Origin of the sequence: Acidovorax sp. ACV02, from assembly GCF_014851475.1 — a bacterium.
GTDB lineage: Bacteria > Pseudomonadota > Gammaproteobacteria > Burkholderiales > Burkholderiaceae_C > Acidovorax > Acidovorax delafieldii.
The window spans coordinates 209310-230401 of sequence record NZ_JACUZU010000007.1; the positions used below are offsets into that span (position 1 = coordinate 209310).

General features: G+C 65.5%; 19 protein-coding genes. 1 reads left to right on the forward strand and 18 read right to left on the reverse strand.

All coding sequences use genetic code 11. The features are described 5' to 3' along the window. Position 1: 1 nt before the first annotated feature. Genes IB236_RS17865 through IB236_RS17875 form a run of 3 tightly spaced genes read right to left on the reverse strand, consistent with a single transcriptional unit; the run spans position 2 to position 3182 of the window. Positions 2-1573 carry an FAD-binding domain-containing protein gene (locus tag IB236_RS17865; RefSeq protein ID WP_192421651.1) on the reverse strand — a complete coding sequence of 524 codons (1572 nt, stop codon included), beginning with the start codon at positions 1571-1573 and terminating at the stop codon, positions 2-4. A gap of 23 nt (positions 1574-1596) precedes the next feature. Next, entirely contained in the window at positions 1597-2604 is a 1008-nt protein-coding gene (locus tag IB236_RS17870; protein WP_192421652.1) for an NAD(P)/FAD-dependent oxidoreductase, read from the reverse strand. An 11-nt stretch (positions 2605-2615) separates the two neighbouring features. Beyond that, complete coding sequence (locus tag IB236_RS17875) at positions 2616-3182, reverse strand: lipocalin family protein (RefSeq protein WP_192421653.1); 567 nt, start codon at positions 3180-3182, stop codon at positions 2616-2618. Positions 3183-3298: 116 nt separating this feature from the next. Here IB236_RS17875 and IB236_RS17880 point away from each other — a divergent pair, with 116 nt between their 5' ends. Next, complete coding sequence (locus tag IB236_RS17880) at positions 3299-3541, forward strand: glutaredoxin (protein WP_056064575.1); 243 nt, start codon at positions 3299-3301, stop codon at positions 3539-3541. Positions 3542-3710: 169 nt separating this feature from the next. On the opposite strand, the gene IB236_RS17885 is transcribed toward IB236_RS17880, so the two are convergent. From IB236_RS17885 to IB236_RS17955, 15 genes are all read right to left on the reverse strand, one after another. Then, positions 3711-4178 (reverse strand): DM13 domain-containing protein, encoded by a 468-nt coding sequence (locus IB236_RS17885; protein ID WP_192421654.1) that lies wholly within the window; start codon positions 4176-4178, stop codon positions 3711-3713. Positions 4179-4219: 41 nt separating this feature from the next. Then, positions 4220-5086, reverse strand: coding sequence for an alpha/beta fold hydrolase (locus IB236_RS17890; RefSeq protein WP_192421655.1), 867 nt, complete (start codon positions 5084-5086; stop codon positions 4220-4222). 48 nt (positions 5087-5134) lie between these two features. Further along, positions 5135-6301 carry an ABC transporter substrate-binding protein gene (locus IB236_RS17895; protein WP_056064584.1) on the reverse strand — a complete coding sequence of 389 codons (1167 nt, stop codon included), beginning with the start codon at positions 6299-6301 and terminating at the stop codon, positions 5135-5137. A 100-nt stretch (positions 6302-6401) separates the two neighbouring features. Further along, positions 6402-8558, reverse strand: coding sequence for a D-(-)-3-hydroxybutyrate oligomer hydrolase (locus IB236_RS17900; protein WP_192421656.1), 2157 nt, complete (start codon positions 8556-8558; stop codon positions 6402-6404). Between the two features lie 93 nt (positions 8559-8651). Next, entirely contained in the window at positions 8652-9725 is a 1074-nt protein-coding gene (locus tag IB236_RS17905) for a branched-chain amino acid ABC transporter permease (protein WP_056640192.1), read from the reverse strand. A gap of 16 nt (positions 9726-9741) precedes the next feature. Continuing rightward, entirely contained in the window at positions 9742-10728 is a 987-nt protein-coding gene (locus IB236_RS17910) for a branched-chain amino acid ABC transporter permease (protein WP_056064590.1), read from the reverse strand. Between the two features lie 115 nt (positions 10729-10843). After that, positions 10844-11581: an ABC transporter ATP-binding protein gene (locus IB236_RS17915; protein WP_192421657.1), complete on the reverse strand. Its 738-nt coding sequence runs from the start codon at positions 11579-11581 to the stop codon at positions 10844-10846. Next, a complete protein-coding gene (locus tag IB236_RS17920; protein WP_056064596.1) occupies positions 11578-12360 on the reverse strand; it encodes an ABC transporter ATP-binding protein in 783 nt (260 codons plus the stop codon). Before IB236_RS17920 ends, IB236_RS17915 begins: the two co-directional genes overlap by 4 nt. A gap of 82 nt (positions 12361-12442) precedes the next feature. Further along, positions 12443-13927, reverse strand: coding sequence for a PHB depolymerase family esterase (locus IB236_RS17925; RefSeq protein ID WP_192421658.1), 1485 nt, complete (start codon positions 13925-13927; stop codon positions 12443-12445). A 185-nt stretch (positions 13928-14112) separates the two neighbouring features. Beyond that, positions 14113-15306, reverse strand: a complete 1194-nt coding sequence (locus IB236_RS17930) for a substrate-binding domain-containing protein (protein WP_056064604.1) — start codon at positions 15304-15306, stop codon at positions 14113-14115. 151 nt (positions 15307-15457) lie between these two features. After that, positions 15458-16969, reverse strand: a complete 1512-nt coding sequence (locus IB236_RS17935) for a sigma-54-dependent Fis family transcriptional regulator (protein WP_121942500.1) — start codon at positions 16967-16969, stop codon at positions 15458-15460. Between the two features lie 119 nt (positions 16970-17088). Next, positions 17089-17727 (reverse strand): DUF2325 domain-containing protein, encoded by a 639-nt coding sequence (locus tag IB236_RS17940; protein ID WP_192421659.1) that lies wholly within the window; start codon positions 17725-17727, stop codon positions 17089-17091. 222 nt (positions 17728-17949) lie between these two features. After that, positions 17950-19455 (reverse strand): tripartite tricarboxylate transporter permease, encoded by a 1506-nt coding sequence (locus tag IB236_RS17945; RefSeq protein WP_056064614.1) that lies wholly within the window; start codon positions 19453-19455, stop codon positions 17950-17952. Positions 19456-19467: 12 nt separating this feature from the next. Then, positions 19468-19986 carry a tripartite tricarboxylate transporter TctB family protein gene (locus tag IB236_RS17950; protein WP_056064616.1) on the reverse strand — a complete coding sequence of 173 codons (519 nt, stop codon included), beginning with the start codon at positions 19984-19986 and terminating at the stop codon, positions 19468-19470. An 83-nt stretch (positions 19987-20069) separates the two neighbouring features. Continuing rightward, entirely contained in the window at positions 20070-21029 is a 960-nt protein-coding gene (locus IB236_RS17955) for a tripartite tricarboxylate transporter substrate binding protein (protein ID WP_056064618.1), read from the reverse strand. Between the last annotated feature and the right edge of the window lie 63 nt (positions 21030-21092).

Genomic DNA, 21092 nt, shown 5'->3' on the forward strand with positions numbered 1-21092 from the left:
TTCAAAAGTCCAGGGTTTGCTGCTGGGGATGCTGGGCGGCATTGAGTGCGCGAGCCCGGGCGCGTGCCTGGGGGCTGCCGCCATCGCAAAACTGGCGGGAGCCGTGCTTTTCCACAATCGCAGCCTGGGCGGCGCGCACGGCTGGCTGGGCGCGCAGGCCGTGCACGCGGGCCTTGGCGGTGCGGGTGGCGGTGTCCAGGTCTACCAGGGGCACGGCAATGTCGTGGCCCACGCGCACGCCGCAGCGGGCCTGCACATCGGGCGGCATGCGCCAGGGCTCCAGCAGCCAGGCATCGGGCACACGGCGCAAGGCGGGCAGCCACTGACGCACAAAGTGGCCGTGGGGATCGTGGTCTTGCGCCTGCTTGATGGGGTTGTAGACGCGGGTGGTGTTGATGCCCGTGGTGCCCGCCTGCATTTGCATCTGACTCCAGTGGATGCCGGGCTCGTAGTCCAGAAACTGGCGGGCCAGCCATTCGCCCACGGGCCGCCAGTGCAGCCACAGCGGGTACGAAGCCACCGACACCAGCATGGCCCGCATGCGGAAGTTGACCCATCCCGTCTCGCGCAGCATCGCCACGCAGGCATCGACCATGGGCCAGCCGGTGCGCCCGGCCACCAGGGCCTCGAAGTGAGCGGTGTTCCATTCCGCTTCGCGCAGGCCGTTGTAGCCCTGGTGCAGGTTGTGGTACTCCAGTGCGGGTTCCGTTTCAAGCTTCTGGATGAAATGGCAATGCCAATGCAGGCGGCTCATGAAGGCCGTCAAGCCTTTGCGCTGCCACGCAGCTCCGGGCTCGGTACTGGTTTTGAGTTGCTGCTGGCGGCGCTGGGTGGCCTGCACCACCTCGCGGATGCCCAGGCAACCCAATGCCAGGTAGGGCGACAGGCGCGAGCAGGCGCTGGGCGCTGTCAGCGGCGATGAGATGCCGCCCCGATAGCCCTGGCTGCGCTCTGCCAAAAATTCTTGCAGCACGCGCAGACCTTCTTTGCGGCCACCTCGCTGGCGCTGGGGTGGGTCATGCGCGGGCAGGCCCAGTTCATCCCCGCTGGGCCAGGGCTGTGCAGGCCACGGCAACGTACGGGCCTGCAAGAGATCGGGCCCGGGGGCGAGCACCACTGGTGCGTGCATGTGGGCCTGCCAGTGTCCCTGCCAATCATCGCGTGAGCGCAGGCGGCGCACCACGCCGTGCTGCGGCCATTCGCGCCATGCCACGCCCTGCGTGCGGCACCACCGGGCCACGGCCAAGTCGCGGGAATAGGTGTGGGCGTTGCCGGTTTCTTCGTGCGCCACAAGAGTGTGGAACGGGGCCAGTGCATGCAGGCGGGCCAGCACGTCCACCACCTCGCCCACGGCCACCTGCAGCGTGGCGCCGCGCCGTGGCAGGGCCTGGGCCAGGTCGTGCAGGCTTTCTTGCAGAAAGTGGTAGTGCTGCAGGGCCGCATCAGGCTGCGCCCAGAGGCTGGGCTCGACGACGTACAGACACAGCACCGGGCCCTGGGCGACGGCGTGCTGCAGCGGGGCGTGGTCATGCACGCGCAAGTCGCGCTTGAACCAGACCACGGTGTAGCTCATGGCACAAGCCCTGTGCGCACAGATCAGGCGGCTGCGACCTGTCGCGCCAGTGCCAGGCCGCTGAGCCAGGCGCCCTCGACCTTGCCGCCATTCAGCCAGTCCCCACACAGCCCCAGGCGGGCATTGGCGTCCCACCAGCAGCCCAGGGTCAGTGCGGGTTCGGTATCCGCATAGCGCCAGCGGTGCGCCGTGGCAGCCAGGGGTGTGGGGCCGCCCAGGGCCGCAAAGGCGGCGAGCAAGGCAGCGGTGACGCTGTCTGCGCCGTCTTCGATATGCGCCTCGCTCCACTCGGCACTGGCGTGCAAAAGCCACGTTTCTGGCCCCGTACGGCCGGGCTTGCTGCTATCGCGTGCCACCCAGCGCAGCGGGCCGGTGTTGATGAAGGCGCCGTCCCACGGCAAGGCCACAGGCGAGGCATAACGCAACATGACGGCCCAGCTGCCCCGCATGCGGGCGCTGCCTGCTATCGCAGCGCCAGCGTGGGCCACCTGGGTCAACAGCGGCGCCACCTGAGGCGCGGGCACAGCCAGCAGCACAGCGCGGTAGCACTGAGCAAGCAGCCCCTGCTCTGCGCAAGTGATGGCCCATCCTTCGGGGTGCCGCTCCAGCCGCAGCACGGTGGTCTGCCACTGGGTATGGGCGCGCTCACCGGCCTGCGCCAGGCCCTGCACAAGCCAAGCAGCGGGCGATGTCATGCGCGGTGTACCCACAAAACGCTCAAGGGGCGTGTGCGGGGTGGTCCAGCCAGTGCCATCAAAACTTGCCAGGCGTGCGCCCCATGGGGCGGCCACACCGGCCCGCTGCCACCGGGCCACTTCGGAGCGAAAAGCGGCGTCACGTGCGGTGAAATACTGCGCGCCGTGGTCGCACTGCCAGGGTCCACTTTGGTCCTCCGCGCGCCGAGTGCTCATGCGGCCCGACGGCCCCCGACTCTTGTCGAAAACATGCACCGTATGCCCCGCCTGCAGCAGCGCCTGCGCACACGACAGGCCCGCCAGACCTGCACCGATGACGGCGATGGGTTGTGACATCGTCAAAACACTCATGGCTGCGGGTCGGTGCGTTCTTGGGCTACCCAGATCAGCGCCTGGGTATCGATGCCCAATGCCTGTGCGCGGGCCAAAAGTTGCTCGCGCACAGCAGGCTGCAGCTGCTTCGTCCGTGACAGGATCCAGCAGTAGCTGCGGTCCGGCCCCACCACCAGCGCCCATTGGTAATCGGCATCCAGCACGGCCACGTGGTAGCCGCCGTAGAACGGGCCAAAGAACGAGACCTTGAGCGAGGCGGTGTGGGTGTCGCCGGTGAACTTGGCTTTGCCCTCCGCCTGGCGCCAATCGCCCTTGCCCGTATCGAAACCGCGATTGAGCACACGCACGCTGCCATCTGCCTGGCGCTGGTAGGTGGCGCTCACGTCCGTCATGCCGCGCTCGAAAGAATGGTCGAGCCGCGCCACCTCGTACCAGCGGCCTTCGTACCGGGCCAGATCAAACGGGGTGACGGGGGTGACACCGGGAGGCGGCGTGGTGGATGAGCAGCCCACCAAGGCCACAACAAAAGACGCCGCTAAAAGCAGCACCGAACGGCGGACCCAAGGAAATAGCAGAGCCATAAATTACCAATCAGTCACAAAACAAACCGAATAGTAAACCACTCCGCCGCAGCCACGGTACAAGCCAGAGGTCGGCGCGGTCTCATGACCCACTCCACGCCCCGTAAACTCGCACCATGACCCTTCAAATCACCGTGTATTCCAAGTCTGCCTGCCCGCAGTGCGAGTCGGCCAAGATGCTCCTCAAATCCCGCTCCCTGCCCTACGAGGAAATCAAGATCGATGACGAAGCCGAGCGCCTGGCGTTCTATGCCAAGTGCGGGCCATCGGTGCGGCAGATGCCACAAATCTTCATCAATGACCAGCGTGTGGGCGGACTCGCCGGGTTGCAAGCCGCGCTGGCGCAGCTGGGCGCCTGAACGCCTTTTCCGACATCAGCGGGCAGTGCAATCGGGGTGCGTGGATACCTTGGACGCACAGCATGGGCTGATGCATATGCCAACAGCCGGGGCGCCCAGTCCCCCTTGGTGGCTCCACACCTTCCGGCAGAGCACTTGCACACACCTGGCATGACCTTGAACAGTCGTTCTACCGGTACTGCGCGGCCGTGATGAACTGGCCGAAGGTCTCACACCACACGATCACGGTGTTGAACCGTGCGGGGTCCACGCCCTGCGGCACCGGAACGATGAAGTTGTTAAACGTCTTCACATCCCCCACGCGCAGCATTTGTGGCTTGAGGCGCTGAAAGTCAGCCTCTGTCTCCACAAACGAAGGCGACAGGTAGAGCTTGTAGTCCGGCCCCGGTGCCAGCTTGCCTGCCAGGCTGATGGCTTGTGGGCCAATGAACACCACGCCCTCGCCCCAGTGCAGGGCGTCGCTGTCCTTCAGGTCGCGGCGAAAGGTGGCTTTCCATGCGGCCGTGGGCAGGCTTGCCTGCACCGCCTGCAGCGTAGGGGCTGCGGGCGCGATCAGGATCGGCAACCAGTACACACCCGCAGCAAACCCCACAGCCAGGGTGAGCAAATGCGAGGCGATCAACAAGAACGGTTTCATGGCGGTAGGCAACAGTTGGAGCCAATGTACCGCCAGTCGCGTCACCCCGCCCGAGCCAAAAACCCGTCTACCAGTGCGTAATGCTCGGGCACGTTCAGTGCTGGCGCATGGCCGCAACCGGGCACCTCGACCACCTGTGCCAGCCCCCGGGCACCCGGGCCGCGCGTGAGCATTTCGGCGGTGACATCGGGGAGCACCAGGTCAGACTCCGCCCCGCGCAGGCACAGCACCGGAATGCTGAGCGCGTCGTAGTGGTCCCAGATCAGGTAGTCATTGGCATGGTGCGTGAACTGCTGCACCATGGCGGGGTCGTAGTGCGGTGTCACACGTCCGTCGGCAAGGCGGCGCGTGCTGCTCTCGGTCAGCAGACGCCACTGCGCGTCGCTCAGCCATCCGTATGGCTTGTACACCTGCCTGAAGAACGCCTCCAACTCCATCACCGTATCGAACGCGGGTGGGTGGCCCGCGTAGGCCTTGATGCGCTCCAGCGCGGCATCGGCCAGGCGCGGTGCGTTGTCGTTGAGCAGCAGGCTGGTGATGCGGCCCTTGAGCTGCGGCTCAAACAGACCCGATGCGCACACCGTGCCGATGGCTCCACCCATCGACGTGCCCACCCAGTGCGCTTTCTCGATCCCCAACTGGTCAAACAGGCTGGCCGCAATGCGCGCGTAGAACGACAGGCGGTACTCGTCCTGCGGCGCGCGCGCCCACTGGCTCAGGCCCCGGCCCAGGGTGTCGGGGCAGATCACGCGGTAGCGCGGTGCCAGGTGCGCGGCCAGCTCGTCCATGTCGCGCCCGGTGCGCGCAAGGCCATGCCATGCAATCACCACGGGCGCGTCACGCGCACCCCACTCCATGTAGTGGATTTCATAGCCAGCACAGGCGGCGTAGTGCGAGGTGGGGGACATGATGGCGACCTTGTGGAACAGAGAAGAAAAAAGTGAAGCGTCGGCGGCTCACTTCATGAGGCGGCCGTTGCTGCCGATGACGGTAACCTCGACATAGCGCGAGCCGATGCGGTTGGTGGGCGAATAGCCCAGCGTGATGCCGCCGAGGTCATAGCTTTGCAATGACTCCAGCGCCTTCACCACCTTGGCGCGTGTGGGCGCAGGCCCGGCGCGGCGCAGGGCTTCGACCAGCACCTTGGCGCCCAAAAACTGCTCGAAGCTGGTGTAGTTGACCTCGGCCTCAGGCGCGTACTTCTTCAGCAACGTCTGGTACTCGCGCACCACGGGCAGTTGCGGGCGGTAGGGGTACGGCACCACCTGACTGATGCCCAGGCCGTGGGCGTTCTTCAGGCCCGCGAGCTTCACCAGCTCCGTCGGGTCCACCACCGAGATGTTGTACAGCTGCGCGCCGCCGCCCTGCTCGCGGTAGCGCTGGATGAAGGCCGCCGCAGGCTTGTTCACCGCAATCATGATGACCGCATGCACATCGGCGGCCTTGATGGCCTTGACGGCGTCATCCACCTTGTCGGTATTGCGCTCGTAGCCTGCTGACACCACGAGCTTGAGGCCACGCTTGGCCAGTGCGGCCTCCACGCCCGCGAGGCCCGCCTTGCCGAATCCGTCATCCTGGTACATCACGGCCACGCGGTTCATGCCCAGGGTGGTGAGCTGCTGCACCATGTGCTCGGTTTCGTCCACATAACCCGCACGCACATGAAAGATCCAGGGGTTGAACGGGCTGCGCAACGACTCGCCACCGGTGTACGGCGCCACCAGCGCGGCGCCGCCCTGCTCCAGCACGCCATCGGACAGCAGCTGGGTGATGTTGGCCGTGCCTGCAAAGCCGTAGAGCGCCACCACCTCGGGCTTGGCCAGCAGCTCGCGGGTGCGGGCCACCGTGTCTGCCACCTTGTAGCCATCGTCGGCCACCGCCTGGCGAATGCTGGCGCCGTGCACGCCACCCTGTGCATTGACCCAGTCAAAATAAATCTTGCCGCCCAGCACCATCTGCGCGCCGGTGCTGGCCAGCACGCCAGACAGCGGGGCCACCTGCCCCACCACCACATCGGCAGCCCTCGCTGGCACCGAAACGCCTGCGGCCAGTGCCACCATCAGCGCGCCACTCCACCTCAGGGCGGCCGACGCGCGGCGTGCCCAACTCTTCACAGTGTTCATTGGTTCCATCCTTGTGATGACTGCGCCTTCAATGGCCCGGGCGGCATGAACCGGCAGTGCACGAGTCCCGGGCTTCCACATAGGTCGTTCAGCGTCCCGGTCAGTCGGGGATGGAAATGGCGCCCGCCGTGATGGCAATGGCGTTGGCGGCAGCGGGCGTGGCGGCCAGCGGCGGCACGTTGGCGGCGGTGATGGCCGGGGCGCTGCCCGGTGTGCCGCCACGTGGCACCGTGCGCACCACCTGGCTGGCGGGCAGCGCCTTACCGTTGGCGAGGTGGTCGTACACGGCGTCGAGCGCATGGTTCAGGTACACGTGCAGCGGCACATAACGGCTGTCATAACCCGGCAGCACGGTGGGCAAGCCGATGAAGCTGTCGAAGTGCTGGGCATTGGCCACTTCCACATAGCTGAGCTTGCTGGCGGCGCCTTCGACCTTCTTGTTCAGTGCCGCGTAGGGGCGCGAGGTGTGGCTGACGGGCAGCAACGCATCCGCACGGCCATGCACGATGACGGCAGGCTTGCCACGCAGGTTGCCGCTGCGGCGGGTTTCGTCCACACCAGCCTGCAGCTTCTTGGCGGCGGCATCGTTGCCGGTGACGAGGTTGCGCAGGCACAGCGCACCGCTCAGGTTCCAGTCGGCCACGCCAGCGTCCGACACCGACAGGAAGTCGCGTGCCGGGCCCAGCTTGCCCAGGTTGTTGACCAGGTTGATGCCGCCCGATGGGGGCACGCCGTTGCCCGTGGCAAACATTCCAGCGAGGGCTGCGGGGGCCAGTGTTGTCACCGCGCCCGTAGCCGCCGTGGCCGCGTAGCTGAAGCCGCACAGGTGGTCCTTGACGCTGGCGCGCGACAGGCTGTTGGCGAAGGTGACGGCCACCGCCGGAGCGACTTCAAAAGCAGCCAGCGACGCATGCAGGTCGTTGGACTCCGGCTCCCAGCCGTAGGCGCGCAGCTTCTGCAAAGCCTCCTCGGCCTGCGTGGCCGTGGTGGAGGCCGTGAGCAGGCCTGCGGATTTGAGCGAAGCGCAGCGATTGGGCGCAATCGGCAGGGCCGCACTGCCAAAGCCGGCGGCAAAAGCAGCTGCATAAGGGCTGGTGCTGACCGACGGCGCCAGCGATGCGCAGGCCTGGTACAGGTTGGCGTAGGTCGTGAAGTCCACCAGCGTCTTGCCGGTGACGGCCACCTCAGCACTACCACGGCGTACCGTGACGCCTGGGTTGGCCGGCATCTCGATGGCAGGCTCGGACACGGCCACGCCGCTGATGAGGCCCTGGGTGTCCAGCTCGGCCGCAGCAATCGCGGAGCCACCACCGTTGGAGATGCTGGATGCGATCACGATGGTGTTGGCCGGGGTCAGCGTCTTCAAGCGCAGGCCCGCCGCATCGGTGGCGCCGTAGCGCTGGTTGAGCACGTAGTAGCCAAACTCCACCGCCTGCAGGGTGGTGGTGCCCCAGTCCTTCTCGGCGTTCTGGCCCGAGTGGGCGTGCTTGAAGGCAAAGCGGTTGGGTGTGGCGGTGTTGAAGGCCGCCAGCTCGGTGGCGGTGAGCCCTGCGTTGAAGGCCGCGGCCTTGCCCGCTACCGTGGCCGTGGTGCGGGTACCGTCCATCAGCGGCACGGTGTCGTTCTGCAGGTCGTGCGGTGCGCCGCCCGTGCCCTTGTCAGAGTACGCCACTGCGCAGCCCTTCTTGAGGCCCCACTCACCGGTGGAGATGCCACCGTAAACACCGCGCGAACCCGAGGCAGTCGCGGTGATCATGCAGGGCTTCTTGGGGTCGAAGCTGGCAGGCACCTGCACCATGAGGGTGACGTTCTTGCGGCCCGTGCCATCGTCGGCAAACGCGATGTATTCGGTGCCCGCCACCTTGCCCTCGCCGGTGGTGACCTTGCCCTGCGCATCCACATTGGGGCCATACAGCGTGCCGTAGCCGCCCGCCGCCGTCATGTCGAGCATGGCGCGGTAATTGGTGTGGATGGCGGTGCGGCGCAGCTCGGCCGCCGTGGGCTTGAGCGGGTCGGCGTGGGCCGGTGGCACGGAGGCCGCCAGGCCTGTGGCGCCCAGACCCGCGGTGAGCAGATCGTGGCTGTTGCCGTCGTACGTGGCCTCGCTGATGGCGCCCAGGTAGGCGGGCTTGGTGTTGAGTGCGGCGCTGTCGCCATCACTGCCGCCGCAGGCGGCCAGCACGGCTGCAGCCAGCACGGCGGGAACGAACGGACGAGAAAAGGGACGAAAACGCGGGTTCTTCATGCTCATCTTCATGTGCTTGTCTCCTGGAGTTTTTTCTTTGCGTCTTTGTTGCACAGCTCACCCACACACCCAGGCCACGCCAGTCACCCGGCGCGGCCAGGCCACTCACCCCACCTTGCGCGCAGCTGCCGCGCGCAGGCGCCCCACCACACCGGTGGGGAAGTAGTAAACGGACAGAACGAACAGCACGCCCAGCCACAGCAGCCAGCGGTCGGGCGACAGCAGCGCCGACAGCCAGGGCAGGCCCGACGTGGCCTCACTGCCCAGGCGCAGCAGATCCTGCAGGTAGCTTTGCGCCACCAGAAAGAGCACGGCGCCAATGGCCGAGCCGTAGATGGTGCCCATGCCGCCGATCACCACGATGAGCAGGCAGTCCATCATGATTTCGAAGCTCAGGGACGTATCCGGCCCGTTGTAACGCAGCCAGAGCGCGAGCATGGCGCCTGCCATGGTGGCAAACAGCGCCGACAGCACGCTGGACGTGGTGCGATACACCACCACGCGGTAGCCAATGGCCTCGGCGCGGAACTCGTTCTCGCGGATGGCCTGCAGCACGCGGCCGAAGGGCGAATTGACGATGCGCAGCAGCGCCAGCACCAGCGCCACGGCCGTCACGAAGAGCAGGTAGTAGCAGATCAGCCGCCCATCGATGCTCACGCCCAGGAAGGGGTCGTCAAACGGCTCGAAGCTGGGCGACAGAAACTCGGGCACCTTGAAGGTCAGGCCGTCTTCGCCGCCGGTGATGTCCGACAACTGCGAGGCCAGCGTCTGGAACGCAGCGGCCACGGCCAGCGTGATCATCGCAAAAAAGATGGCCCGCACGCGCAGCGAGAAGAGCCCCACCGCCAGCGACAGCAGCAGCGAGAGCACCAGCGCGCCTGCCAGCCCCACCAGCAGCGCAGACCAGGTGGGCCCCATGCGCGTGGTGGCCACGGCAATGCCATAGGCACCAATGCCAAAGAACATGGTGTGCGCAAAGCTCACGATGCCGGTGTAACCCAAGAGCAGGTCAAAGCTGGCGACCAGCACCACAAAGATCAGCACCTTGGCCGCCACGGACAGCGCCTTGACCCCGGGGAAGAGGAAAGGTGCAAAAGCAAGGCCCACAAAGATGGCCACCAGAATCACCGCCAGCACCTTGCTGCGCGGATAGTCGCCGGAGAGAAGTCGGTTCAGCATGTCAGTCGGCTCCTCATCAGCGGTTGGCCACGGGATAGACGCCCTGCGGGCGCCACAAGAGAATGGCCACCATCAACGCGATGTTGGAGAACAGCGCCACCTTGGGCACCAGGAAGCCGGTGTAGTTGGCCATCAGCCCCACCAGCAGCGCACCGATGAGCGCGCCGCCGGTGCTGCCCAGGCCGCCGATGATGATCACGATGAAGATCAGCACGTTGACCTGCGCGCCCATCTGGGGCACCACGTTCTGCTGGTACAGGCCCCACATCACACCGCCCAGGCCCGCCAGGGCCGAGCCCACCACGAACACGCCCACAAACAGGCGGCGGATGCGGTAGCCAAGGGACTCGACCATCTCGCGGTCCTGCACGCCGGCGCGGATCAGCAGGCCGACCTTGGTGCGCGACAGCGTCCAGGCCAGCACGCCAAACACCAGCAGGCCGACGGCCACCGCGACGAGGCGGTATTTTTCGATGGCAGCATCGCCCACCAGCAGCGAGCCGCGCATGCCCTCGGGCAGCGGCAGCGGGATCTGCGCGGGGCCCCAGATGACCTTGATGAGCTCTTCACCAATGATCATGCCGCCCATGGTGATGAGGATCTGCTTCAGGTGCTGGCCGTACACGGGCCGCACGATGAAGCGCTCGAACGCCAGGCCCACGGCCCCGGCCACTGCCATGGCCACCACCATGGCGGGGAGCACGGCCATCAGGTTGCGCCACAGCTCGGCACTCTGGGTGTAGTCGCCCATCGCGCCCAGCACGCTGGTGGCCACAAACGCCCCCAGCGCAATGAACACGCCATGGCCGAAGTTCAGCACATCCATCAGACCAAACACCAGCGTGAGGCCCGAGGCAATGATGAAGATGATCATGCCCATGGCCAGCCCAGCCACCGTGAGCGTGAGCCAGGTGCTGGGCGAGCCGATGAAGGGCAGCACCAGCAGCGCCAGCGCCGGCACCAACGCCAGGGGCTTCCAGTCGAAATCGCGGGTGACGCTCATGCCCGACCTCCAGCGGCGGTCGCCGCACCACGTACATTAGCTACACATTTGATAGCCAACAGGGCAATAGATACCTGCGCTACCGCCCGAAAACATATGAAATTGCTCACACAACTCATAGCGCCAACCCCAGCAGCGAGCGCTGCAGTTCTTCGTCTTGCGCCAGCACGGCCATGCTGCCCGCATGCACCACCTGGCCGTTGTCCATCACTGCCACGGTGTCGCCGAGCCGCTTGGCAAAGTTGATGTTCTGCTCCACCAGCAAAATGGTCACGCCGCTCTTCTTGAGCTGGTCGAACGCGTCGATCATGTTGTTGATGATGGCGGGCGCGAGGCCCTTGCTGGGCTCATCCACGATGAGCAGATCGCGCGGCTCGACGATGGCGCGGCTCACGGCCACCATCTGCTTTTGGCCGCCGCTGAGCTTGCCGGCGGGGTGGTTCCAGAACTTCTCCACCGCGGGGAAGAGCTTGAAGATCCACTGCAAGCGCGCCTCGTCCATCTGCGCGGCGTTGCGGGCACTGCGTGCGGCCAGCAGCATGTTTTCCTTCACCGTGAGGTCGGCAAAGATGCCCATGTTCTCGGGCACAAAGGCGATGTTCAGGCCCGCGATGGCAGGCGTATTCATCGCGGTGATGTCTTTGCCGCCAAAGTGGATGGAACCCTGTGACGCATGCCACAGGCCCATGATGGTGCGCAGCGTGGTCGTCTTGCCTGCGCCGTTGCGGCCCAGCAGCATGGTGAGCTGCCCTTTGGGCACGGCGAGATGAACGCCGTGCAGGATGTGGTACGCCCCGATGTGCGTGTGCACACCCTTGAGTTCGAGCAGGTTGGTCGTTGGCGTCGTGCTCATGCGGCCTCCTTCTCTGCGTCCTTGGAGACGCCCAGGTAAGCCTCTTGCACCACGGGCGATGCGATCACCTCGGCTGGCGGTCCATCGGCCACCAGCGTGCCGTTGGTCAGCACGATGATGCGGTCGGCCAGTTCGCGCACCACGTCCATCTTGTGCTCCACCAGCAGGATGATCTTGGTCTTGTCCTTCTTCAGCTCGCGGATCAGGTTCAGGATCACGGGCGCCTCGTCGTGGCTCATGCCGGCCGTGGGCTCGTCGAACATGTAGACCTGCGGCTCCAGCGCCATGAGCAGTGCCACTTCGAGCTTGCGCTGGTCGCCGTGCGGCAGGCTGGCCACCGGGGTGTCGGCCCGGTCGGTCATGGCCACGGCTTGCAGGATCACGCGGGCGCGCTGGGTCAGCGCGCTGTGGTCGCTCCAGATGCTCCACAGGTTCATGCCCCGCCGGTGCTTGCCCTCCTGCGTGGCCTGCACGGCCAGGCGCACGTTCTCCAGCACGCTGAGGTTGGGGAACAGGTTGGTGAGCTGAAACGCCCGGCCCAGACCCGCGTGCGTGCGTGCCGAGACGGACTGGCCCGTGAGGTCCTGCCCGCCCAGCGTGACGCTGCCGCTGGTAGCCTTGAGTTGCCCCGAGATCAGGTTGAAGTAGGTGGTCTTGCCCGCGCCGTTGGGGCCCACGATGGCGGTCAGCGTGCCGGGCTCGAAAGAGCAGGTCACGCCGTTGACCGCCACGTGGCCGCCAAAGCGGATGGTCAAGTCCTTGGTGGCCAAGGTGCTCATGGGTGGGGGTTCACTTTCACGGTCTGAGTCAATCGATGGAATGGGTGGGGCGCCCTGCCCTGCGGCAGCGCGCCCCGGCACTTTAGGGGCAGGTGCCGATCACGTAGTAGTTGGTGCTGGTCTGCTTCAGGGTGTTGGTGACGAACACGTTCCACAGGCCCATGTTCTGGTTGGAGCCCAGCGCATAGGTGTAGCCCCCGGCGGCATACGCGCGCCCGGCCAGGGTGTGTGCATAGTTGCTGGCGGTGGTGCAAGTGGCCGTGCCGCCGCCCGATGCGGCCAGCGTGGTGCCCGAAGCTGCGGCCGATGTGGCGCCCTCGGCCCCGTTGGCATCGGCCGCGCGCACCGTCCAGCTGTAGGTGGTGGACGCGGCCAGGCCGGTGTCGGTGTAGCTGGTGGCAGTCACAGGCAGCGCGTTGACCTTGTTGGCGTTGCGGTACACGTTGTAGCTGGCCGCGCCCGTGACGGCAGCCCAGCCGATGGCCATGCTGCTGGCTGTAGCGCCCGAGGTGCTCACGCCCGTGGGGGCTGGCAGGGCCACAGGGCCGGGGGGCGTGGTGCCGCCCGTGCCGCTGGAGACGCGGTCCACCATGGCCTTGACGGCCGCCATTTGCGGGCCCGACTTCTTGGAATAGTTGGCGCTGTCATAGCCCCACCAGTCCCAGCAGCTGTTGGTGGCTGCGGTGCTGGTCTGCGGGTACAGCATCACGATGTTGTTGGTGTCAGCCCAGCGGTTGTAGCCAGTGTTGCGCACGTACTGCTGCTGCACATCGCTGATGTTCTGCTTGCAGCCATGCAGCACCACATGTAGCTTGCAGGTGGCCGTGCCGCCCGCCTGGCAGGCCTGGGGCACATAGGCCCAGCCCGTGGTGGCCATGCCATGGTTGGTGATGAATTCGCTCTGGTTGAACTCGATGTAATTGCCGGTGGGCAGGGTGGCGTTGTTGCGGGCGTTCAACGTGCCGTACAGGTGCTGCAGCATGGCACCGGCGAGGTCGAAGTTGCAGTCGCTGATGTAGGGCGCGCCCTTGGTGGAGCAGGCGTTGCCGTAGTCGTCCGTCACCATGGCGTGTTCGGCCGCAATGTCCTTCTTGTAGACCACATTGGCGGCGGGCACGAAGCTGTTGTAGTAGGTGCGCAGCGCGTCCATCACCCCGGTCTTGACCACACTGTCGAGCGAGCCCGAGAACAGGTAGACCTTGGAGTTCTGCAGATTGGCCACGGGGTCGATCACGCCCTGGCTGGCCCAGGTGTTGGTGGTGCTGACCAGCGTGCTGGTGGGGATGCCTGCCGGGCTGGCCATGCAGCGCCCGGTGGCGTTGACGACCGATCCCTCGGCGCAATAGAACGGGCCGCCCGCAACCACACCGGCGCCCTTGGCAAACGTTGCCGAATACGCCACGTGCAGCTGCACGGCCATGAAGCCGCCCGAGGACAGGCCCGATACCGTGGTCTGTGTCTTGTCGATCTTGAGTGCCGGCAGGTTGACGGCAGCGTGAACACTGCCCAAGCCACAGAGTGCCATCGCAGCCCCTGCTGCTGCCGCCCGGAGGAAATTGAAAGCCATGTTGTCTTGTCTCCAAATAATTTTTGAGAAAAACCGACCCTGCCCCCGTGTAGACCCGGGGGTTCATGCATCAATTCACTGGAAAAAGAGGGGCGGCCGCCCCTGCGGGATGGACCCCGAGGGAGCAGGACGGTGGTCCTGTCCGACGGGCCTCGCTAACTCGCTAACGGAATCGAAAGACCGGCTTATCGCTTGTTGCGAATCGGCACGTTCATTTCTTCAGGCTTGATCTCGCGCACCAGCTCGGGCACGCCCCAGGCAAAGGCCGGGTCCACCTTGATCTTGAAGTGGTACATGCTCTGCATGGCCTGGTGGTCTTCCTTGCGGAAGGTCATCTTGCCCTTGGGCGTCTCGAAGCTCATGCCCTCCATGGTCTTGATGAGCTTGTTGGTGTTGGTGTCGCCGTTCGTGGCCTTGAGAGCGGTGACCAGCGCCATGGCAGAGCTGAAACCGCCGGCCGTGAAGAAGTCTGGCGGGGTCTTGAACTCCTTGTAGTGCGCAGCCACCATGGCTTCGTTCACGGGGTTCTTGGGGATGCCGAAGTAGTAGTACGTGGCGCCTTCCATGCCGGGGAAGTTCTTGTAGGCCGCCATGGCGGGCAGGATATTGCCGCCGGTGGCGATCTCGATGCCATAGCGCTTGAGGTCCATGTCAGCGATCTTGAACGGGTTGCCTGCACCGGCCCAGATGATGAAGATGACCTTGCGGCCGGGCACGTCCTTGAGCTTGTCGATCAGACGCTGGGCACCGGCGGTGAAGTCGGTGGTGGTGGTGGGCAGGTATTCCTCGTGCACCAGCTTGGCGTTCTTGAGCGCGTCCTTGAAGGCCTTCACGCCATCGCGGCCGAAGGCATAGTCCTGTGCCAGCGTGGCCACCGTCACGCCCGCCTTGTCGATGGCCACGGCGTTGGAGATCGCGTCCTGGCTGCTGTTGCGGCCGGTGCGGAAGATGTACTTGTTCCACTTGTCGCCGGTGATGGCATCGGCCACGGCGGGCTCCACCAGCAGGATCTTCTTGTATTCCTCGGCCACGGGCAGCAGGGCCAGGGCAACGCCGCTGGAGGTGGGGCCGACGGCAATGTCGGCCTTGTCATCCGAGTAGGCCGAGGCCAGCAGGCTCTTGCCCAGGTCAGGCTTGCCCTGGTCGTCCTTCTCGATCACGACGAGCTTCTTGCCATTGACGGTCATGCTGCCGCCGGTGGCGTAGTTCAGGCCCATCATCAGGCCGGTCTGGGTCTGCTTGCCATAGGCCTCCAGCGGACCCGTCTTGCTGTACACGTGGGCAATGCGGATTTCACCGGTCTGCGCGAACGCGGGGGCAGAAAGTGCGGCGGCGGTAACGGCTGCGGAAGCGAGGGCGACCAGAGTGCGACGGTGCATGGCGATGTCTCCTGTTGTGATGCTTCTTTATTGCACAGTCTGTGCCAGCAGCCAAGTGCTTGATTTCAAAGATACTTTTACTGACACCCTGGCGACACTGCCTGATTTAAATACACATTGAATGTCTAATTTTTAGACATTTGCCTGATTTTTATTCAGGGTTTTCCAGACGTCCATAGAGCGTGGCGCGCGAGATGCCCAGCTGGCGAGCAGTGGCCAGCTTGTTGCCGCCATGGGCTTTGAGCGCAGCCGCGATGGCCTTGCGCTCCAGCTCCGCCACCTGCTCGGCCAGCGGGCGCAGGTATCGGCTTTCGTCCTCGGCGTCGGCGGCGTGGCCTGGGTCCTGCACCGGGGCGGGGGCGGCGGGCTCCACGCCCGCTTCGCGCAGGATGCGTTCGAGCTGAGCGGCGTCGATGGACTGCGAGTCGCTGCGCATTACCGCCTGCTCCAGCACATTGCGCAGCTCGCGGATGTTGCCGCGCCAGGGCTGGCCCGCCAGCAGGGCCATCGCATCGGGCAGCAACTCGGGCGGCGCGGTGCCATTGCGCAGGGCCAGGTCTTCGCCCAATGCTTCGACCAAGGCAGGAATGTCGCTGCGCCGCACGCGCAGCGGCGGCACACGCACCGGCAGCACATGCAGGCGGTAGAACAAATCCTCGCGGAATTTGCCCTCGCGCACCAGGGACGCCAAATCGCGCGACGTCGCGGCCAGGATGCGCACATTGAAAGGCACGAGCTTGTTGCTGCCCAGCGGCTCGATCTCGCCCTCTTGCAGCGCCCGCAGCAGCTTGGCCTGCAGGCTTTGGGGCATGTCGCCGATTTCGTCGAGGAACAGCGTGCCGCCATCGGCCAGCTTGAACTTGCCGTCGCGGCCCTTGCGGTCGGCGCCGGTGTAGGCGCCAGGCGCCACGCCGAAGAACTCGGCCTCGAGCAGCGTGTCGGGCACGGCGGCGATGTTGACGCTGACGAACGGGCCACTGGCGCGGCTGGACGCTGCGTGGATCGCGTGGGCCAGAAGCTCCTTGCCGGTCCCCGTCTCACCCAGCAGCAGCACGGGGCTGCTCGACTGCGCTGCACGGCGCGCCTGGCGCTTGACCTCGGCCGCCGCGGGGCTGGAACCGATGAAGCTGGCAAAGGTGTACTTGGACCGCCGCTCGCCGTCGCCCGCCACCGCCAGGCTGCGGCGGCGCTGGCTGGCCAGCTCGCGCCGGGCGTCGTCCAGGTCGCGCTGCAACAGCGCAAACTTGCTGATGAGGGGCTGCAGCGTGGTTTCGGGATGGTCGAACAGCACGATGCCAATGGCGCCGATCACGCGGTCCGCGTCGTCGCGCAGTGGAATGCGGCTGACCACAAAGGTGCCCGCCTTGTTGGTCAGCAGGTCGATCAGCACGGGCTGGCCCGTTTCGAGCACGCGGCGCATCTGTGTGTTGGGGATGACCTCTTCCACCGTGCGGCCCACGAACTGGTCCACCGACGAAAAACCCAGGTCCGGCAGAAAGCGCTGGTAGCCCTCATTCACCCACACGATGCGCCCGCTGCGATCCACCAGGAACATGCCCTGGCTGACGCTGGAGAACAGCTGGAACATGGAGCGTGCCGCCAGTTCCAGAATGCCCTGGGCATCCAGCGGCAGTGCGGGGGCGTCATCAGCGAGCAAAGGCATCTGCGGATGGTAGCGCGCTGGCGGGGCGCAGGATCTGTCCCCCACAGGCAGCAGACGCCCGGCATAGAGCCAAGACGCTACAAATTAGATAGCTACCTAGGCAAATGGCACTAGCGCTATCAGGCGTTTTTATCCCAAACCGGAGTCAAAGAGGTGTACAGGGATGCCTCACATGCTGCCAGCGGCTGGTCCACCAAGATGCAGGGCTTGCCCGTGCGACGGCACTGGTCCTGCACCCGCCAGTAGGCGTCATGGCTGATGCAGCCCGTCTGGCAAATCACCAGGTCAGCGGCGGCCAGGCTGGCGTCAAACGTCGCACCCGCGTCTGCGTCCGGATGGGCCTCGACCACCACGGGCACGCGCACCCTGCGGGGGGGTGCCGAAGCATCCGGGGGCGCGGCGCTGGTTGCCCCACCCTGCTCCGGGTGGCTCACTGCCCTGGTGTCTGACTGCGCCGCCAGTCGCCAGCGCAGGCATTCCCGCGACAAGGTGGCAATGCGCTCCGCCAGCACAGCGATATGGCGTGCCATGGTCTGACGGCGGGATAGCCCCGGCACAGCAGCCCGTAGCTGCGCCAGCTCGTCGTACGCCATGGCCAGCCGCGTATCGCGCACCACCAGCGCCCCACGCAGCCGCACCACCTCGGCCTGCAGCGCCTGGATCTCGGCGGCCTGCGCCGTCAGGGCCGCGCTGCAACGCCGCTGGGCTTCGCCCCACTGACGACAAAGCACCAGAAACTCCTGCGGAAATGAAGACATGCGCCATCCTGCAAATAAGAACTATTCGCATTTTATGGTACGATTCAGCCTGAGTTCACAGCAAGCCACCTGGTGGGGAGGGCTCCGGGAGCACAGCGCCTGGGGGTCTGGCTTGCCAAGAAAATCGTCGGCACGGATCTGCCCGCGCCGTCTGGACGAAAAAAAACCGCGCCCGGTGGCGCGGTTTTTTTATGGGTGCGAGCCTGGGGCCTCGCCACGGTTTCAGGCCTCTGCCAGCGCCATCTTGCGGGCAGCCCAACGGCGCAGCAGGCGCGGAACGATCAGCACGGCCAGCACGATGACGATCAGGGTCACCGAACCGGGGCGCTCCAGGAAAATCGTCCACTTGCCTTCGCCAATCGACACCGCATTGCGCATCTGTGCCTCAGCCAAGGGGCCCAGGATCATGCCCACCACCACCGGCGCGGCGGGGAAGTCAAAGCGGCGCATCACCACACCCAGCAGGCCGATCGCGTACAGCAGCACCAGGTCGAATGCGCTCTGGCGCATGCCATACACACCCAGGGTGGAGAAGACCAGAATGCCCGCGTACAGGTACGACTTCGGGATGTTCAGCAGTTTCACCCACAGGCCCACCAGCGGCAGGTTCAGGATCAGCAGCATCACGTTGCCGATGTACATCGACGCGATCAGCGCCCACACCAGCGCGCCGTTGGTGTCAAACAGCTGCGGGCCGGGCTGGATGCCATAGTTCTGGAACGCGCCCAGCAAAATGGCCGTGGTGTTCGACGTGGGGATGCCTAGCGTCAGCAGTGGGATCAGCGTGGCCGTGATGGCCGCGTTGTTGGCGGCCTCGGGGCCTGCCACGCCTTCGATGGCGCCCGTGGTGCCAAACTCTTCCTTGTGCTTGCTCAGTTTCTTCTCGGCGGCATAGCTCAGGAAGGTTGGAATCTCGCTGCCACCGGCAGGCACGGTGCCAAACGGAAACCCGATGGCCGTGGCGCGCAACCATGCGGGCCAGGAGCGCTTCCACTCTTCCTTGGTCATGTGGGTGCTGGTCAGGCGGTTCTGGGTTTCGTCGGACTTGCCTTCGTACATCACGTTGTACAGCGCCTCGCCCACCGCAAACAGGCCCACGGCGATCAGCACCACTTCGATGCCATCCATCAGCTCAGGCACACCCCCGGTGTAGCGCGCCTGGCCCGTGATCTGGTCGATGCCGATCAAGCCCATGGCCAGGCCCACAAACAGCGCCACCATGCCACGCAGCGTGCTCTTGCCCAGCACCGCACTCACGGTGGTGAAGGCCAGCACCATCAGCATGAAATACTCCGGCGGGCCCAGGCGGATGGCGTATTCGGCCACCAGCGGCGCGCAGAAGGTCACCAGCACCGTGGCGATGGTGCCCGCCACAAACGAACCGATGGCGGCCGTGGCCAGGGCCGCACCGGCGCGGCCATGCTTGGCCATCTTGTTGCCCTCCATGGCCGTGACCATGGACCCGGCCTCACCCGGGGTGTTGAGCAGGATGGACGTGGTGGAGCCGCCATACATGGCGCCGTAATAGATGCCCGCAAAGAAGATCATCGAGGCCGTGGCCTCGACCTTGACGGTGATGGGCAGCAGCATGGCCACAGCCACTGCGGGGCCGATGCCTGGCAACACGCCCACGGCGGTGCCGATCATGCAGCCCACAAAGGCCCACATCAGGTTGATGGGTGTTGCCGCGGTGGCAAAACCCTGCATCAAAAGGTTTAAGGTTTCCATGGCGTGCAGGCTTTACAGCCACCCCGTGTTGGTCAGGCCGGGCAGGTTGATGGCCAGCAGTTGCGTAAACATCCAGTACACCGGGGCCGCTACCGCGATACCGATGAAGGAATCCTTGATCCAGGCCTGCAGGCGCAGGTCGAGTTCACCTTCCGAGCTCTTGAAACCCCGCACCGACAGCACGAAGCACAACGCACAGCTCAGGATGAAGCCCAGCGTGGTGATGAGCAGGGCGTTGAGCAGCAGCCCTGCCGACACCCAGATGAAGCCCTTCCAGTGGGCGCGCTCGTCGCCGGAGCCCTCTTCCAGCTCCCGAAACCCTCCGCTCAGCGCATGTGCCACGCACAGCACGCCGCAGATCAGGATGGCAATGCTGACCACCCAGGGAAAGAAGTTGGGGCCCACGCCACCGTAGCCCGCTTCTGAACTGACCGAGCTGGCCCCCCAGGCCAGACCCAGCGCGAGCACCACCAGCCCGACCCCGATCAGGGTCTGCAAGGGCTTGGAGCGCGATGAATGTTGTTGTGTCATGTTTTTTCCTTCGCACCAACCAATGCACGGGCGCGCCGCCTGCCCAGAGGCAGAAATGACGGCTGCCGCGCCTTGCTTCGGGATCAGATCATTCCGGACTTGGCCATCGTGGCACGCATGCTGGCGAACTCGGCATCCACGAAATTGCCGAACTCGTCGCCGGCCATCCATGCGGGGGTCCAGCCGTTCTTTTCCATCGCGTCCTGCCAGGCCTTGTGCTTGAAGGTCTTGGCCAGCGCGTCGATCAAGGCCTTGCGCTGTTCGGGCGTGATGCCAGGCGCGCCGTACACGCCGCGCCAATTGCCGATTTCCACGTTGATGCCCTGCTCCTTGAGCGTGGGCACGTTCACGCCCTTGAGGCGGGTGCCCGAGGTCACGCCCACTGCGCGCATCTTGCCGGCAGAGATGTACTCGGAGAACTCGCTGTAGCCGCTGCCACCCACGGTCACGTTGCCACCCAGGATGGCGGCAGTGGCTTCACCGCCCCCACGGAACGCCACGTAGTTGATCTTGGCGGGGTCCACGCCCACTTCACGGGCGATCATGGCGGCGGCAATGTGCTCGGTAGAGCCGCGCGAGCCGCCACCCCACTTCACGCTGCCGGGGTCCTTCTTGAGCTGTTCCACCACATCCTTCATGGTCTTGAAAGGCGAGTTGGCGGGCAGCACAAACACGTTGTATTCGCTGGTCAGGCGCGCCAGGGGCGTGACCTTGTCCAGGCCCACCGGGGGCTTGCCGGTGATGATGCCGCCCAGCATCACAGCGCCCATCACCATCAGCGCGTTCGGGTCGCCCTTGCTGGCGTTGACGAACTGGGCCAGGCCAATCGCGCCCGCTGCGCCGCCCTTGTTGTCATAGGACACCGACGATGCGGCGCCCGCATCCTGCATCGCCTTGCCCAGCGCACGACCCGTGGAATCCCAACCGCCCCCGGGGTTGGCGGGAATCATCATCTTGAGGGCCGCTGCCGTCTGGGCCGACACGGGCAACGCACCCGCAGCGGCCAGGGCGGCCAGTGATTTCAGAAAGGTATCGCGACGCATGGTGTCTGTCTCCTGATAAGGTTTGCGAACCGCCCGATGATGCGCGCGCTGCCTGTCAAACGG